Origin of the sequence: Labilibaculum manganireducens, from assembly GCF_963665805.2 — a bacterium.
Taxonomy (GTDB): Bacteria; Bacteroidota; Bacteroidia; order Bacteroidales; family Marinifilaceae; genus Labilibaculum; species Labilibaculum manganireducens.
On the sequence record NZ_CAXXEE010000003.1, the window covers coordinates 1,768,473 to 1,784,146 of the forward strand.

A 15,674-nucleotide genomic window follows, 5' to 3' on the forward strand; every position below is an offset into this window, starting at 1 on the left:
TATTTATTTCCATTTTATAACTACACGACAATTTTCAATGTCCGTGTTTTTCGTTTTGATTACAATTTTTGAGGTGCTATCACTGTTTTGGTTGAATATCTCAAGAATCTGATCGAGTTTGGCTTCATGCAAGTAATTTATCTCCAGCTCGTGAATTGTTTTATTCAATAAGATTTCGGAAAGGCAAGAGTCTATTGCCCACTTTATGTATTTTACATTATTCACATGCTGATAGAAATCCAGATCACTATAGTGAATGTGCAAATCTTCTACGTAATTCCCTTGTTCAAGTTGTTGTAATTTACCCAGGCTATGTTCAAAGATAGGATCTTCAGAGTTGACTGGCATTTTAGCAACAATTTCTTGTGGTCTAATCAATCTTTTTGTTTTCGTATTAAGCACCAGCCACGAAGAGGTCGCCTGACCGATAACATCTCCTTTCATGTTATAAATCCGGTATTCCCGATTTCCAAACAAGCCATCCGCTCCAATCGACCAGGTTTCAATATCAATATTATCTTTCCACTTGGGAGTTTCAAAAATTTGAACTTTTAATCTTGATAAAATCCAAGCCAAATTATTGGCTTTTAAATCATCAATACCTTGATTGATTAAATCTACATGATGTCCGGCAATTTCCTGAAAGTAATTGCAGATGCTGGTGAGTTTTGCTCTTCCTTTTAGGTCTGTATCAAAAGATCCAATACGGAAGGTTTCCCGGTATTTTCTTATGTCGGTGTTTGATATATTCATTACAGTAAACGAGTTCTGATTTTTTTTACAATGTACAGTGATCTTAAAAGGAGAAGAACCACAAAGGGTAATATTTCATTAGGGAAAGATTGCGGTATAAATGCCCAGCTTCCCAATATCAATATGAGTATTATTGAATGCAGTAAAAAGTAATAATAAGCTGACAAAGAGGATTTTTTTCGGAGTAATGTAAAAACCATTGGGAAGTGAAGAGGGAAGGCCCAAATAATATTCCAATTAGGTCCGGTGGCCTGATGATCTGTAAAAAACCATAAGAAAATTATAAGCCAGCCCAGCAATCCGCAAACGCCAAATATAAAAATATCAAAAATGAACAGATCTTTGTCTCTTTTTAGATATACAAGACCCAAGATTAGTCCAATTAAAGCTAACACTCCAAAAATAAAAACGGGTCTTTGGTACCAATTAGTTATTTTGAAGTTGAGAGCCGGTTTTAGAATAACATTGGTTGATTTTACCAAAGGTTTAATTGTCTCATCCGTTCTGATTTTTGCATTTTCAAAGCCCAGCATCATGTTGTCTGGTAAAAACATATATTGGTAAGGAGTCGCTTCAGCATCACAAGGTATTCCAAGAGCTAAATGGATTCCTAAAAATATCCAGCGGCTTTTTTGCATGAATGGATCTAATAGATTCCAAAATGATTTTGGTTGATCCGAAATTGTGTCGAAAAGAACTGTGCCTGATGTGTTTTCACTAACAATATCCCGAATTCGTGTAGAGCAATTGTCAAAAAGAAAATCGTATCTGTAATATCTGTTTTCAGGTTGGTAATTTTTTAATAAAGCGGTGAACAGCTTCTGCTTCTCAATACTATCAAGATTTAGTTTCTGCTCAACAATCCCTCTTTTCTCATAAATGTATCCGTTTTTAAAACGATCAAACGTTGTGTATGATAACATGTAGTCCAATTTGCCTCTTGCAAATTTTGGATAAAAATTTGGCGTGTTGAAATTGAACGTACCGTAACCAAAAACCAAATCTATTTTTTTTTCTTCATCTTTTATTCGTAATGCAGAATGACCAAATTGTGAGTACAGTTCATCTCCCGGAGAACAGGTGAGAAGACTGATTTCTGCATTCTTTGATAAATTTTGTCCTGATACATGATTGCCGATTGCCAATAATAAAAATATAATCAACAAGATACGAAAAGAGGCTGTTTTTAATGTCATAATAGTAAATGTTTACTCTTCGAAGATAAGTATTTTATGAATATTACGAATGTTTTCAATTTTCTATTTTACCGTGATAAAGGAAAATTATTATTGGAAATATTTGTCACTCTATTTCAATCGGCACGGCAATAATTTGAATGTTGTTACTTTTGTAAATTTGCGCTTCTTAAAATATTGGTGAGTAATTGTTTATCTTATGTGCTTGCTTGAGTGTTTTTTTTAGTTATTTCGTCAAAAACATTACATATTGTTTATCAAATATGATATTATTTAACATCTTTATGCGGCTATTTAAACTAAACTAATCTCAACTAAATGAGAAGGCTTCTTTTCGTTATTCTTTTTGTTTCCCAATGTTTCTTTGTCTATTCGTCAAATTCAAAGCGTGATAGTCTAAAACAGCTTATTAACGTTCCCTCTGATTCATTAACTTATGATGTGTTGTATCAGTTGAGTGAGGATTATATTTCTGATTATCCGGATTCAGCAATTTATTATGCGGATCAAATTCTGAAGTCTGAAAATTTATTTTTTGATTCAGTTTTTACTATGAAGGCGAACTACCTAAAAGGAAAAGCATCTTATAGGAGTAGTGATTATTCTAATTCCATCAAATATATTGAAAAAGCAATTTCGTATTGTGTTAAAAATCATGAAAAAGAAAAAGCTGATTGTTATAATATTTTGGGTAATTCGTTAATAGAAATTGATAACTGCAAACTTTCTCTTAGCGCCTATTTTACAAGTTTAAACATTCGAAATGGATTAAAAGACAGCTTGCTGATTTCTGCTTCTTTAAATAATATTGGGAATGTTTATTTTCAGATGCAGGAATATTCCAAGGCACTTGATTATTATAATCAATCTTTGGTTTTAAAGGAAAATGCCAATAATTTGCAGGGTATCGCTGTAATGCGTAATAATATTGGAAACGTATACCATAAAATGAATGATAGTCTTATGGCGTTGTCGTCATATCTGAAAGCGTTGGATATCATTGAATTTGAAAATAATGTTGATTGGAAGCCAATTTTATTAGAAAATATTGGTCAGTTGTATCTGGATTGTTGTGATATAAATAAGTGCATGGTTTACTATCATAGAGCTTTGATTGAGTCGGAGCGAAAAGGGGATAAAATTTCTATTGCAAGTGTCAAGTCATCCTTGGCAATAGCTTATTTAAAGAATGGAGATTATAATGCATCTCTGGGGTTGTTCGAGGAGGCTTTAACAAAAGCAAAAGAAATTGGTGTTGCAAGAATTGAATTGGACTGTTATTATTACATGTCGGAATTGTACGAGAAGAAAAATAATTTTGAGAAGAGTATCCAATATTTCAAAAAGTACGATAAAATAAGAGCGAAGATTTACAGAGAGAATAATAGCAAAGAAATTGCGGAAATTCAGGCGAAATTTCAATTGGACAAAATCGATACTGAAAATGAGGTTCTGAAACAACGGAATACAATTCAAAGGTTAGAAATAGACAAACAAAAGACCAGAGGTTTATATTTTTTTAGTTTGGGTGTTTTGATTTTATCTCTGCTTATATATTCAATCTAAGTACATGACAAAAACTTGAACACATTTATATTGTTCTGATTTTCTGAATTTAACAAGACGTTTGCAATATAAGATAATCCACATTTGAATATACTTTTAGCTTTTCGTCCATGTTTTTTTATTTTAATTTTCTTCACATTTTCATGTATGAATATTCCGATTTTATAACACCAGACGAAAGCTATCATAACAAGAAGAGTCAGTTTCTCAATTCGATCAATGGCTTGTAAATGTGTTTTCTCAATGTCAAAGCCACTTGATTTCATTGCTCTGAAGCAAGTTTCTATTTGCCAACGCTCTTTATAATTTATTTGAGCCTGCTCTGGTTTATTGAACGATACGATCATCAATAATTCTTCATCTTTTTTTTTGCCTTTTTGTTTACATCCAGAGATATAGCAAAGCTGTGATCCCATTCTAACAATTCGTTTATAATGAACAAACTCCCCAAACTTAAGCGATTTAAACAACCATGCTGCTTTAATTTCCTCATTTTTATGAGGCACGTAAATTTTGAAATTATTCCTGATTCGGATATAATATCGAATACGATTTTCATTTAGATATTCGATCCATTTATCTCCAACAAATTCACGGTCAGCCATCAAACAGTCAATACATTCCGTTCCGAAAAGCCGTATGAATCGGTTCACTAAATCAATTCTCTCCCGGCAATTGGAATTGCCACGTTTATCCAGCATAGAAAACAGCAGAGGGAAAGCCACTCCTTTATAAGTTACACCAAGCATGAAGATATTGATATTAGTTTTCCCAAATTTCCAATTTGTTCTGTCAATACTAAGTCTCAAGTTTTCTTTTTGGGGTAATAATCCAAAAATGAGTTTTGCAACCAAATCAGAATCTAACATGAACTGCGCGATAAAACGTTGAACACGCCTTAAACATGATTCTGCCTGAGCCTTACTATCAAATGCGTTAGCTAATTTTTCGAAACCTACAGTCTGGACTTTGCATAGGGCAAACACAAACATGGAAATAAATTTCAGACGTGATAAATTAACTTTTCCTTCAAAATGGGTATTCAATATTGATATGAATTCCTTACTTTTATTCTCGACGTTGATTTTCTTCATTAGAAAAATGAGTGGTATTATTCTTCTAAGATAATGAAAATCAACGTCTTATCTAAATATACAGAGGCTTATTTTGTTGAAAATCAATGATTTGTATTATTGTCATGTACTAAGATATTCAATATACATTAGTCGATTCAGGAAGAAACACAATAAACTTTTAACGGAAAAAAATAAAATTATATCCGACAGAAATAAAAGTCTGACAAGTTTGAATGCTACCAAGGATAAGTTTTTATCTATTGTCGCGCACGATCTGAAGAATCCGTTTAATGCAGTGCTGGGGTTTACCGATTTGTTAATTGACCGATATGATGAGCTTGAGGATTCAATGAGGCAGGAGTATATTGAAATTGTTCATAAATCGGCTCTTCATGGCTCTTTGTTGCTTGATACATTGCTAACATGGTCGAGATCGCAGATGGGGGTGATGGAGTATAATCCTATCATTATTAACGCAAGCCAGCTAATAGAAGAAGAAATGGAAGGCCTTGAGGAAAAAGCATATGCAAAAGGCATTTCACTTGAGTTGAATGAAATTAATGCTTCGCTGGTTTATGCCGATTCGGATATGATTCGAACTGTTGTGCGGAATTTAGGGAATAACTCGATTAAATTTACGGAGGAAAGAGGAAGAATTATTTTCTCGGTAAAGGCTGAAGAGGGTAAAGCAATTATAAGTGTTGAAGATAATGGTGTTGGGATCAGGCCTGAGGATAAAATAAAATTATTTAATCTTGACTCTAACTATTCAAGGCCAGGAACTTCGAATGAAAAAGGAACCGGATTGGGCTTAATCTTGTGTAAAGATTTTGTGGAAAAAAATGGAGGAGAAATAGGTGTGGAAAGTCGAGAAGGAGTAGGGAGTAAATTTTGGTTCACTCTTCCTTTGCGTGTTAATGAAATAGAAAAAAAATCCTCTACCCTTGAAAGAGTAGAGGAGGAATGTATTGTTTGATAATTTATCGCATATCGTTCACTTCCACATCTGGATTTGATTTTGGATCAAAAACAAAATAAGAATCAGCAAATTTGAGGTTAGGAGTCAGATTTTTAAGTGTAATACTTACATTATTTCCATCTTTCCCAATTGTTTTTAACGATTTAATTTGATTCTTAGCCTTATCGATTCTCAATTGTATCGAGGAGAATTCCTGTTCTGAATTTAAAGGAATGAGGTCTATTACATGGTAAGTAGAAGAATTTACTGTTTCCTCTTTGATGTATTTGTAGCTATATCCTTTTTCATAAATGGAAAAAATTTGGGCTGGATTTAATCCTTCTTCTTCATTTTCTTCCGGTTCTGTAATGTTTACTTCATTAACATCAATGATGTGTGAAAACATGGTAGTTCCATCATAATAAGTATCAACACCCATAAGTTTAAGACGATATTTATTACCCAGCAGAACTATATTTCCTTCTGATACTTCATGGATATCTTCTTCCGCATTATCCATAGAAAAAGTAAATTCTGCACTGATGCTTTTAAATTCTTTATTTTTTGCAGAAACTTTATCAAGAATAGTTTTGGCTTTAATATCCTGAGCCGACAGGTTTAAACATATAGCTCCAAAAAGAAGGAAACAAAAGATTTTTTTCATTTTAGCTTATTTTATAAATATTCAAATATTCTTAATCAATAACTGTGCCACGCCGTTATTGCTACACATTACTTAATAATTTTTCCAGCGAATATTCATCTTGAATTAATACTTGTCTGGCTTTACTTCCTTCAAAAGGGCCAACAATTCCAGCGGCCTCTAATTGATCTACTATTCTGCCTGCTCTGTTGTAGCCGATAGAAAATCTTCTTTGAATTCCTGAAGTTGATCCTTGCTGAGATGAAACAACCAATCTGGCTGCATCTTCAAAAAGAGCATCTCTTTTTTGCAAATCGATATCCATTGCTGAATTTTCGGAAGACTCACCCACATACTCCGGCAAAAACATTGCTGTAGGGTAGGATTGTTGCTTTTGTATGAATTCTGTAACAGCTTCCACTTCCGGAGTGTCAACAAAAGCACATTGTACCCTCACAAGTTCACTTGTTAGTGAAATAAGCATATCCCCACGACCAATCAACTGGTTTGCTCCGGGACTATCAAGAATTGTTCGGGAATCAATCATAGATGCTACTTTAAAGGCAATTCGTGCCGGGAAATTAGCTTTGATAACTCCTGTAATAATATTTGTTGAAGGTCGTTGTGTTGCAATAATCATATGTATTCCAATAGCTCTGGCTAATTGAGCGATACGGGCAATTGGGGTCTCAACTTCCTTTCCCGCTGTCATAATTAAATCAGCAAACTCATCAATAATTACTACAATATAGGGTAGGTAACGATGACCGTTTTCCGGATTTAAATTACGTTTTACAAACTTGGTATTGTATTCCTTTATATTTCTGGCATGTGCCTTTTTCAACAAATCATATCTGGAATCCATTTCAATACATAAGGAGTTTAATGTTGCAATAACCTTATGGATATCAGTAATTATCGGTTCTTCTTCTCCCGGAAGTTTTGCCAGAAAATGCTTCTCGATTGTTGAATAAATGCTTAATTCAACCTTCTTAGGATCGATAAGGACAAATTTAAGCTGGGAAGGATGCATCTTATATAAAAGCGATGTAATAATTGCATTCAAACCAACCGATTTTCCTTGCCCTGTTGCTCCGGCCACCAATAGGTGAGGCATTTTGGTTAAATCAAGAGTATAGGTTTCATTCGATATTGTTTTTCCAAGTGCAACAGGAAGTGCATGTGTTGATTCCTGGAATTTTTTAGATGAAATAATGTTCTTCATTGACACGATTTCAGGTGTACGGTTCGGAACTTCAATACCAATAGTTCCCTTACCCGGAATCGGAGCTATAATTCGAATTCCTAAGGCGGATAGACTAAGTGCAATATCGTCTTCCAGATTCTTTATTTTGGAAATGCGTACTCCCGGAGCGGGCACAATTTCATACAGTGTAATCGTAGGACCAATTGTAGCTTTTATCTGAGTAATTTCAATTTTGTAATGACGAAGTGTCTCTACAATTTTATCTTTATTTGATTCCAATTCTTCTTTACTTACACTCGAATTACTGGCATGATGAGCTTCTAATAATTCGATTGGAGGGTATTTATAGTTTGAAAGATCAAGTGTAGGATCGAAATCCTCCATCGGTCGGCGCTGAATGCTTACGGTTTCTTCTTGTTTTGATACTGACTCAATTTTTAGCTCCAAATCTTCACCTGCTGTTTTAGAATCGTTTACTTCCTGTTGCAGAATAATTTCTTCCTCAGGAAAAATCTCAGAATTAATAATTAATTCATCGTCGTCTTCACCTTCTTCATCCTCTTGTTCATCATTTAGAGAGTGTATCGAAGAAGTCAATGATTCTGTTTCATCTTCATCAGATTTGGAGAAGTCTTGGCTTTCTTTATGGTCTGTTTTAGATTTTGGACTAAATATTTTTTTGAAAAAGGAAATAGAGTTTTGAAAGGCAAAGGTAATAAAGGTTAAAAAGCTAAGAACAATTAGAAACAGAGTGCCAACATTACCTATTAAGGATACAAGCCATTCACTTATAAAGTAACCATGAATTCCTCCCAAGAATAAAAATGAATGCGATGTTGATTGAACAAATGTAAACGACATGAAAACCGAAAACCAAATGCAGAATAGTAAGGTGTATATAATTGTTTTTCGTAATGATTGTATTTTTACTCCCCAAATTCGAAGAGAAAGGACTACGAGTAGATAAAGGAATGAGAATGATGCGATTCCAAATCCTTTGTTTATAACCAAATTGGAAATGTAAGCCCCGGTTTTTCCCGTCCAGTTTTCAACACGTACTTTTGAGTCTGTGATTAATTCGAGCCATTTAATATCTAATTTACTTTGATCAGCTCCTCCTGTAAAAAAGAAGGAGACGAATGCCAATCCAATATAAATAGTGAACAGAGAAAGTGCAATACCAAAAAGGAATTTGGTTCTTTCGTCACTAAGAAATTTTGGGGCTGAGAAGCGTGATTTAGCTTTTGTATTGTTTGTTTTTTTCTTTTTAGCCATTGACTATTTTTTCATTTTTCACAAAATTCGTATTGTGTACGAATTCATGTAAAAGTAATAAAAATGGCATTTAAAACCACAGGAAAATCAGCTTCTAAAAAGATAAGTTTGAAATCAGATGTTAATTAATTGAAATCGACAATGTATTTTTTTAATGTATTAAGGTCAGAAAGGACATATTCCTCTGGAATATTGAAATCTTCCTCATTAACAGCAACTAGATTTATTGATTGTGCTGTGAATTTCGCTTTTACTTGATTCATAGTAGTTTCAAATTCCATGAGTACCCCAGGGATTTGGTACAATGGAGTGTTACGGTTGGGGTCTTTTAGTTCAATTTCCGAAGTGTAGTAAAGACTGACTTGAGTTTTTGATTGATCGGCCATGAAAACTGTGGCTTTTTTACATTCATAACCAGCTATTAGTTTTGTGGAATCATTGTATTCTATTTTTGCCGGAGGAAGCTGACTGTATACAAATGCAACTTCATCTTTAGGAAATTCATAGTTAAGCTTATTACTCAATACCTTTAGTAATATATTACTATTTGGATTGTTGTATTTAGAAAGAAATTTTGTGCTGAAAAAACCAAGATAGCCTTCAGATATGAGGCAAATGTTATTATCCTTAAAGTGCAATTCTACTTTGTTTGGTAAAAGGGCAATTATCGGATTATCTTTTTCCGAAGAAAAGTAACTGACACTATAGGTAATTATCCCTTCAGTAATTTTATTCTCGGTTTCGGATTTTGTTTTGCATCCCCAGACCAATAATAAAATTAGAATTATAGATAATCCTTGCTTCATAGGATAATGTTTTGGTTAGTGAATATTTATTGAAAACCGATTTGTGCTTTTAACTACAGTTAAAAGCAATCTGTAAACACAATAAACAGGATTTACTAAAAGTATGAAAACATTGGGGAATACAATATTATATTTTGGCATCTTACATGAAATTGCACGATATCTTTACGAAAATCACATTTTTTGCCGATTAAATTCCACTTTTAACTAATACGTAAATAATTGATAGAGGTTATGCTGAAAAAATGACCAGGACATTTTAACTTCTCTTTATTGCGTAAAAATCGATTTGGGTAGAATAGTTGAATTGGAATGCTGATTTACAAGAAAAAGTTATCATAACTACACAAATAGATTGATCGGTGCAAACGAGTGTATTTTAAAGATTGTTTGCTTTGAATTTCATGCATTTACAGAATTAGGTACTGAACAGTAAATTTAAATGTGTCGTAATGTGTTGAAAAACAGAGGTTGAAAAATATTATAAATAAAAAGGTATTTCATTGTTTTGTTGTTATTTTTTTTAGATTTGCATTATAAAATGAAAAACATAAATGTAAAAATAATGAAAAATAAATTAGCAGTTGTAGCATTAGGCGGAAATGCCTTGTTGAGGGGGAGTCAAAAAGGGACTGTTGAGGAGCAGACTCAGAACACAATTGATACTCTTGAAAATCTTATTTTTCTTGTTAAGGAAGGGTACGATGTTATTATTGCTCATGGTAATGGCCCTCAGGTAGGTAATATCTTAATGAGAAACGATGCAGGTGAGCAGCTTTACAATATTCCTCAAATGCCTTTGGATATTGATGTGGCTGATTCTCAAGGGGGAATTGGTTATATGATTGAGAGGAATTTGCGTAATGTATTAAAGCAAAATGGCATTGAGAAAGATGTGGTGACTTTGGTGACTCAGGTTGTTGTTGATAAGAATGATCCTGCATTTGCTGATCCTTTAAAGCGTGTGGGTAAGATTTATACCAAAGCGCAAGCTGACGAGTTACGCGCTGATAAAGGGTGGATTTTTAAGGAAGAGGTGAAAACAGAAGGAGGATGGAGGCGTGTTGTGCCTTCGCCAAAACCTATTCGTGTTTTGAATGAGAAGGTTATTGAAAATCTGGCTCGTCAGGGTAATATTGTAATTACTGTTGGTGGTGGTGGTATTCCGGTTTCTGAAGATGAGAATGGGAACCTTTGTCCGGTTGAAGCTGTAATTGATAAAGATCTTGCTTCGGCATTGATTGGAGCCCGGATTAAAGCGGATGAATTTTATATTCTTACTGATGTTTCCTTTGTCTATCATGACTTTAGAGGGCCAAATGAGAAAAAACTTGAGTTCTTGAATCATGCCGATACAATGAAATACATGGAAGACGGTACTTTCGCAGAAGGATCTATGGCCCCGAAAATCCGTGCTTGTCTAAGTTTTATTGAAAATGGCGGTGGTAAATCAGTTATTACTGAAGCAACCAAATTGGTCGATAAATCTTACGGAACCAAAATAACTATGGAATACGATAAAAACGACGTAGAGCATAATTTTTAATTAACTATTATTAATATCAGATTATAATTACTTTTGTGATTGTAATTTTTAAAAAATACATACCATGGCTTTTAATTTAAGAAACAGAAACTTTTTGAAGTTGTTGGATTTTACTCCAAAGGAAATGCAATATATGTTGGATCTTGCAAGAGATCTTAAAAGAGCAAAATATGCAGGTACAGAAGTGCAGACTATGAAGGGAAAGAATATCGCTTTGATATTTGAAAAATCTTCAACTCGTACTCGTTGTGCTTTTGAAACAGCAGCTTACGATCAAGGTGCTCACGTTACTTATTTAGGTCCTTCTGGTTCTCAGATTGGTGTTAAAGAGTCAATGGCTGATACTGCCCGTGTTTTAGGACGTATGTATGATGGTATTGAGTACCGTGGATACGGACAGGCAGTTGTAGAGGAATTAGGAAAATTTGCGGGTGTTCCTGTTTGGAATGGTTTGACAGATGAATTTCATCCAACTCAAATATTAGCTGACTTTTTAACTATGACGGAGCATTCAGATAAGCCGCTTAGTCAAATATCATTTGCATATTTGGGCGATGCCCGTAATAATATGGCTAACTCTTTAATGGTTGGTGCCGCTAAAATGGGTATGGATGTAAGAATCGTTGGTCCGGCTAATCTCCAGCCAGAAGAAGAATTGGTGGCTCAATGTATGGAAATTGCTAAAGAAACAGGTGCTGTTATTACAATTACTGATGATGCGCAAGCCGGAGTTAAAGGATGTGATTTCCTTTATACTGATGTTTGGGTATCGATGGGGGAACCGGATAAGGTTTGGGAAGAAAGAATTGGTATTCTTAAACCATATCAGATTAATGCTGATTTGATGACAGCTACAGGAAACGATAAGTGTAAATTTATGCATTGTCTGCCAGCGTATCACAACAGACAAACAAAAGTTGGCGAAGAAGTTTTCCAAAAGTTTGGTATGGATGGTGTTGAGGTGACCGAAGAGGTTTTTGAATCTCCTGCATCTATTGTATTTGACGAAGCTGAGAACCGTTTGCACACAATAAAAGCAGTAATGGTTGCTACTTTAGGAGCATAATTGAGCTTTTTAGATAAAAAGAGAAGGGTAGTCGTTTGACTACCCTTTTTATTTGTCGTTATGTTTTCTTATGTGTATTATTTTTGTTTAAAATAAAGGTGTTCTGTATTTGTTAATTTTTAATATATGTAAAGTTTTGATTTTTAAGAATTGGATTTCCAGAAATGCCACGTTTTTTTAGCTCATTTTTAAAACTGCAGCCTCCACAACTGCCTCCACAACTCGATTTCTGTTTTATGAATAAACGCACAAACTGATATATAGTATATCCAGATGCGAAAATCACAATTGCATAAGTTGATATTAATTGAAAGCTCATAATTTTAAAGTATTAAATTGCCTGTTTGGTAAATGATAAAGGAAACCAGCCAAGCTAATCCTGTAGTGTAAAACACAACAAAAGCTGCCCATTTCCAATTGGCTTCCTTAACGATAGTTACGATTACTGCTATACATGGAAAATAAATCAGAATAAATATAAGGAATGATAGAGCCGATAAGCTGGAAAAAACATTCTCGCCTGTTCGATAACTGCCGGCAAATTTTTGCTCCTTCAACTTCGTTCTCAATCCTTCGCTGGTTTCACTTGCGCCTTCTCCTTCCTGATACAGAACCCCCATTGTGCTTACCACAACTTCTTTGGCGGCAATACCGGTTAATATACTTACAGTCATTTTCCAGTCGAAACCTAAAGGATGCAGAGCGGGTGCAACAAATTGACCGATTTGACCGATGTAAGATTTTTGTTGTTTCTCCTCCAGTTTAAGGTTTTGAATTTTTTGAATCTCTACTTCTTTTTCGGATAGCAGCTGTTTTGTATCATTTTCATTGTTTTGCTGTATGTTGTTTATCCGACTATCAAAATCTTGATTGGTTTCCACTATCATTTTATCGTAATCCTTCGAGAAATTGATCTCTCTGGGGAAATACCCTAAAGCCCAAATTAGAATAGAAGCTAAAAGAATCACACCTCCCATTTTTTGCAGGTATTGAGCACCTTTATGCCACATGTGAATTATGGTCGATTTAAGAGTAGGCAAACGATAAGGCGGTAGTTCCATAACAAAGGGAGCATCTTTGGATTTGAAAAAGCTCGCCTTAAAAATTTTTGCAAAGAAAATCGCAAGAGCTATACCAAAAGTGTAAATTCCGAATAGAACTAATGTTGCATGTTCAGGGAAAAATGTTCCGATTATTAAAATATAAATAGGAAGCCTTGCACTGCATGACATGAATGGGGTGATCAGCATAGTTAATATTCTGTCATTTCTGTTTTCAAGGGTTCTGGTTGCCATTAATGCAGGTACATTACACCCAAATCCCATTATTAATGGGATAAATGATTTTCCATGCAAGCCAATTTTATGCATTAGTTTATCCATAATAAAGGCGGCTCTGGCCATATATCCTGTGTCTTCCATAAAGGATATAAAGAAGAATAAAATCAGAATGTTTGGCAGGAATACAATTACACCACCAACACCACCAATTATTCCATCTATAAATAAATCTTTTAGCGGACCGTCGGGCATAAATTGTTCAATTAGTCCAGCAAAAGCATTTACACCCATATCAATCCATTGCATTGGGTATTCGCCTAAATTGAAGGTGGCGTAAAACGTTAAAAACATGAACACGAAAAAAATCGGAAAACTAAACAGCTTATGAGTGATGAACGTGTCTATTATTGTGGTTTTACGTCTGCGTTTAATGGGACTCTCCTTGTAAGTTTCCTTAAGTGCTCCATCAATAAATCCGTACTTCGAATCAGTAATTACGGTTTCGCACACTTCGCCAAATTCTTTTTCAATTTTTTGAATTTCGTCTTTTGCGATGTTCTTTATATTGAAATGCCTGTCACTATCCTGTACTAGGTGACGAGCACTTTTGTCAGCTTCCAAAAGTTTAATAGCCAGAAATCTAGGAGATGTTTTTGTGCAGATTTTAGGATCCTTTTTTATTTCATGTTGTATTTTAGCAATCGATCTTTCAACCGATTTACCGTAATTAACATGAATGTGACGTACAATTGGATCTTTGTCTTCGTACACATTTATTACCTTATTAAAAAGTTCTTTTATGCCAGTTCCTTTCGGACTGATGGTTGGAATAATTGGAATGCCAAGCATTTTTGCAAGAGCTTTAAAATTAAGGACAGCACCTTTTTTTTCCAGTTCATCATACATGTTCAAGGCAATAATCACCTTTATATCCATGTCAATTAACTGTGTGGTCAGGTACAGGTTTCTCTCCAGGTTAGATGCGTCAACAACGTTAATTACCACATCCGGTTTTTCATTCATAATGTATTTGCGAACAAATAATTCTTCGGGAGAGTAGGCTGTTAGCGAGTATGTGCCAGGCAGATCAGTGATGTTAAAATGGTAACCATTTTGCTTTACTTTGGCTTGTTTGGCGTCTACGGTTACTCCGCTGTAATTACCTACGTGCTCTTTTGATCCGGAGGCATAATTGAATAGTGTGGTTTTACCCGAGTTTGGATTTCCAACCAAAGCAATATGAATTTTTTTCCCTTTTTCTTTTGCTGAAGTTTTTAGAATGTCATCACTAATAGTTCCTTCAAATCCATTTACCTTAATATTTTTAGCCTCTTCTTTTGTAATTACTTCAATTAAAGATGCCTCACTTCTTCTTAGGGAAACTTCGTACCCCATTATTTGATACTCAACAGGATCTTTAAGAGGAGCATTTTTGATAACAGTGACCTTCTTGCCCTTTACAAAGCCCATTTCGGTAATTCTCTTTCGAAAGGCTCCGTGTCCCTGAACTTTTATTATAATTCCCTCTTGACTATCAGATAATTCGGAAAGCTTCATTCTTATTTATTAATAGATGATGCCGTTTGGCATCTGATAATTGCAACTTGATTGTTATTTAATTATTGTGCTTAATTAAAGCTTGTCAAACGTATTGGAAAAATAGGTGACTTGCAATCCCTAATAGTAGGTATTTTAACCTTTTCAATTCATTGTGTTTAATCTGGGATGTGTAATAATTAATCAGATTGGCAAAATTAAATATAAATTTGGGCAAAAGTAAGTGTTTTAAGGAAACATAGATTTTTTGACTTGCTTTTTTATTGATATAGATTGAATATGGACAAAAAAAAAGCTGTCAGAAAGGACAGCTTTTATAAATTATATATGGAATTATTATTCCGTTAAATCTTCAAATTCTATATTTGTAAAGGATTCTGACTCAAATCCTTCAATAACTGTTGCTGGTTCATGGTATTCTGAATCTGCATAAGTTTCTTCGTCAGTTTCTTTCTCCAAATTTGAAGATTTGATAAAATCAATTGCCTCTAAAAGGCCATCTGAAAATTTATCGAAATCTTCTTTATACAAAAATATTTTATGCTTTTCGAAGGTGAAATTTCCTTCTTTGTCATAACGTTTTTTACTTTCGGTGATTGTTAAGTAATAGTCGTTTTTCTTTGTTGCTTTAACATCAAAAAAATAAGTCCTTTTCCCTGCTCTTACCGCATTTGAATAAATTTCATCTCGATTATGTTTTTCAAACCCTTCCTTTTTATCGTAACCTTCCATTTGAAAATAATTT

General features: G+C 34.1%; 13 protein-coding genes. 4 read left to right on the plus strand and 9 right to left on the minus strand.

Annotation, left to right across the window (positions count from 1 at the left end; all coding sequences use genetic code 11):
* Positions 1-3 precede the first annotated feature (3 nt).
* Both ACHZAX_RS06775 and ACHZAX_RS06780 read right to left on the minus strand, forming a co-directional pair.
* The gene (locus ACHZAX_RS06775; RefSeq protein ID WP_320018521.1) at positions 4-753 is read right to left on the minus strand and encodes an acyl-[acyl-carrier-protein] thioesterase; all 750 of its coding nucleotides are present in this window, start codon (positions 751-753) and stop codon (positions 4-6) included.
* Positions 753-1,949: an Lnb N-terminal periplasmic domain-containing protein gene (locus tag ACHZAX_RS06780; RefSeq protein ID WP_320018522.1), complete on the minus strand. Its 1,197-nt coding sequence runs from the start codon at positions 1,947-1,949 to the stop codon at positions 753-755. Before ACHZAX_RS06780 ends, ACHZAX_RS06775 begins: the two co-directional genes overlap by 1 nt.
* A gap of 318 nt (positions 1,950-2,267) precedes the next feature.
* Between ACHZAX_RS06780 and ACHZAX_RS06785 the strand changes: the two genes are divergently transcribed.
* On the plus strand, positions 2,268-3,515 hold the full coding sequence (locus tag ACHZAX_RS06785) for a tetratricopeptide repeat protein (RefSeq protein WP_320018523.1): 1,248 nt from the start codon (positions 2,268-2,270) through the stop codon (positions 3,513-3,515).
* Here the strand turns inward: ACHZAX_RS06785 and ACHZAX_RS06790 are convergent.
* Positions 3,512-4,609, minus strand: coding sequence for an IS4 family transposase (locus ACHZAX_RS06790; RefSeq protein ID WP_320017662.1), 1,098 nt, complete (start codon positions 4,607-4,609; stop codon positions 3,512-3,514). The genes ACHZAX_RS06785 and ACHZAX_RS06790 overlap by 4 nt on opposite strands.
* Positions 4,610-4,820: 211 nt before the next feature.
* Here ACHZAX_RS06790 and ACHZAX_RS06795 point away from each other — a divergent pair, with 211 nt between their 5' ends.
* On the plus strand, positions 4,821-5,567 hold the full coding sequence (locus ACHZAX_RS06795; RefSeq protein ID WP_320018524.1) for a sensor histidine kinase: 747 nt from the start codon (positions 4,821-4,823) through the stop codon (positions 5,565-5,567).
* A 4-nt stretch (positions 5,568-5,571) separates the two neighbouring features.
* Here ACHZAX_RS06795 and lolA1 read toward each other — a convergent pair whose 3' ends face one another.
* The 3 genes from lolA1 to ACHZAX_RS06810 form a co-directional block, all read right to left on the minus strand.
* Positions 5,572-6,213, minus strand: coding sequence for an outer membrane lipoprotein periplasmic chaperone LolA1 (lolA1, locus tag ACHZAX_RS06800; RefSeq protein ID WP_101310864.1), 642 nt, complete (start codon positions 6,211-6,213; stop codon positions 5,572-5,574).
* A gap of 61 nt (positions 6,214-6,274) precedes the next feature.
* On the minus strand, positions 6,275-8,674 hold the full coding sequence (locus ACHZAX_RS06805) for an FtsK/SpoIIIE family DNA translocase (protein ID WP_320018525.1): 2,400 nt from the start codon (positions 8,672-8,674) through the stop codon (positions 6,275-6,277).
* Positions 8,675-8,799: 125 nt separating this feature from the next.
* The gene (locus ACHZAX_RS06810) at positions 8,800-9,480 is read right to left on the minus strand and encodes a hypothetical protein (protein WP_320018526.1); all 681 of its coding nucleotides are present in this window, start codon (positions 9,478-9,480) and stop codon (positions 8,800-8,802) included.
* A gap of 565 nt (positions 9,481-10,045) precedes the next feature.
* On the opposite strand from ACHZAX_RS06810, the gene arcC reads away from it, so the two are divergent.
* A complete protein-coding gene (gene arcC / locus ACHZAX_RS06815) occupies positions 10,046-11,026 on the plus strand; it encodes a carbamate kinase (RefSeq protein WP_101310889.1) in 981 nt (326 codons plus the stop codon).
* Between the two features lie 64 nt (positions 11,027-11,090).
* A complete protein-coding gene (gene argF / locus ACHZAX_RS06820) occupies positions 11,091-12,092 on the plus strand; it encodes an ornithine carbamoyltransferase (RefSeq protein ID WP_101310867.1) in 1,002 nt (333 codons plus the stop codon).
* Between the two features lie 112 nt (positions 12,093-12,204).
* Here argF and ACHZAX_RS06825 read toward each other — a convergent pair whose 3' ends face one another.
* The 3 genes from ACHZAX_RS06825 to ACHZAX_RS06835 all read right to left on the minus strand — a co-directional run bounded on the left by ACHZAX_RS06825 (position 12,205) and on the right by ACHZAX_RS06835 (position 15,661).
* The gene (locus tag ACHZAX_RS06825) at positions 12,205-12,411 is read right to left on the minus strand and encodes a FeoB-associated Cys-rich membrane protein (RefSeq protein ID WP_101310868.1); all 207 of its coding nucleotides are present in this window, start codon (positions 12,409-12,411) and stop codon (positions 12,205-12,207) included.
* Positions 12,412-12,415: 4 nt separating this feature from the next.
* Positions 12,416-14,929 (minus strand): ferrous iron transport protein B, encoded by a 2,514-nt coding sequence (gene feoB / locus ACHZAX_RS06830; protein ID WP_101310869.1) that lies wholly within the window; start codon positions 14,927-14,929, stop codon positions 12,416-12,418.
* A gap of 336 nt (positions 14,930-15,265) precedes the next feature.
* The gene (locus tag ACHZAX_RS06835; RefSeq protein ID WP_101310870.1) at positions 15,266-15,661 is read right to left on the minus strand and encodes a DUF3276 family protein; all 396 of its coding nucleotides are present in this window, start codon (positions 15,659-15,661) and stop codon (positions 15,266-15,268) included.
* Positions 15,662-15,674: the final 13 nt, after the last annotated feature.

Bases quoted from the DNA above. Each gene is read 5' to 3' on its own strand.
- feoB (WP_101310869.1), bottom strand. From the start codon at position 14,929: ATGAAGCTTTCCGAATTATCTGATAGTCAAGAGGGAATTATAATAAAA.
- ACHZAX_RS06825 (WP_101310868.1), bottom strand. From the start codon at position 12,411: ATGAGCTTTCAATTAATATCAACTTATGCAATTGTGATTTTCGCATCT.
- ACHZAX_RS06835 (WP_101310870.1), bottom strand. From the start codon at position 15,661: ATGGAAGGTTACGATAAAAAGGAAGGGTTTGAAAAACATAATCGAGAT.
- arcC (WP_101310889.1), top strand. From the start codon at position 10,046: ATGAAAAATAAATTAGCAGTTGTAGCATTAGGCGGAAATGCCTTGTTG.
- argF (WP_101310867.1), top strand. From the start codon at position 11,091: ATGGCTTTTAATTTAAGAAACAGAAACTTTTTGAAGTTGTTGGATTTT.
- lolA1 (WP_101310864.1), bottom strand. From the start codon at position 6,213: ATGAAAAAAATCTTTTGTTTCCTTCTTTTTGGAGCTATATGTTTAAAC.
- ACHZAX_RS06785 (WP_320018523.1), top strand. From the start codon at position 2,268: ATGAGAAGGCTTCTTTTCGTTATTCTTTTTGTTTCCCAATGTTTCTTT.
- ACHZAX_RS06775 (WP_320018521.1), bottom strand. From the start codon at position 753: ATGAATATATCAAACACCGACATAAGAAAATACCGGGAAACCTTCCGT.
- ACHZAX_RS06790 (WP_320017662.1), bottom strand. From the start codon at position 4,609: ATGAAGAAAATCAACGTCGAGAATAAAAGTAAGGAATTCATATCAATA.
- ACHZAX_RS06810 (WP_320018526.1), bottom strand. From the start codon at position 9,480: ATGAAGCAAGGATTATCTATAATTCTAATTTTATTATTGGTCTGGGGA.
- ACHZAX_RS06805 (WP_320018525.1), bottom strand. From the start codon at position 8,674: ATGGCTAAAAAGAAAAAAACAAACAATACAAAAGCTAAATCACGCTTC.
- ACHZAX_RS06780 (WP_320018522.1), bottom strand. From the start codon at position 1,949: ATGACATTAAAAACAGCCTCTTTTCGTATCTTGTTGATTATATTTTTA.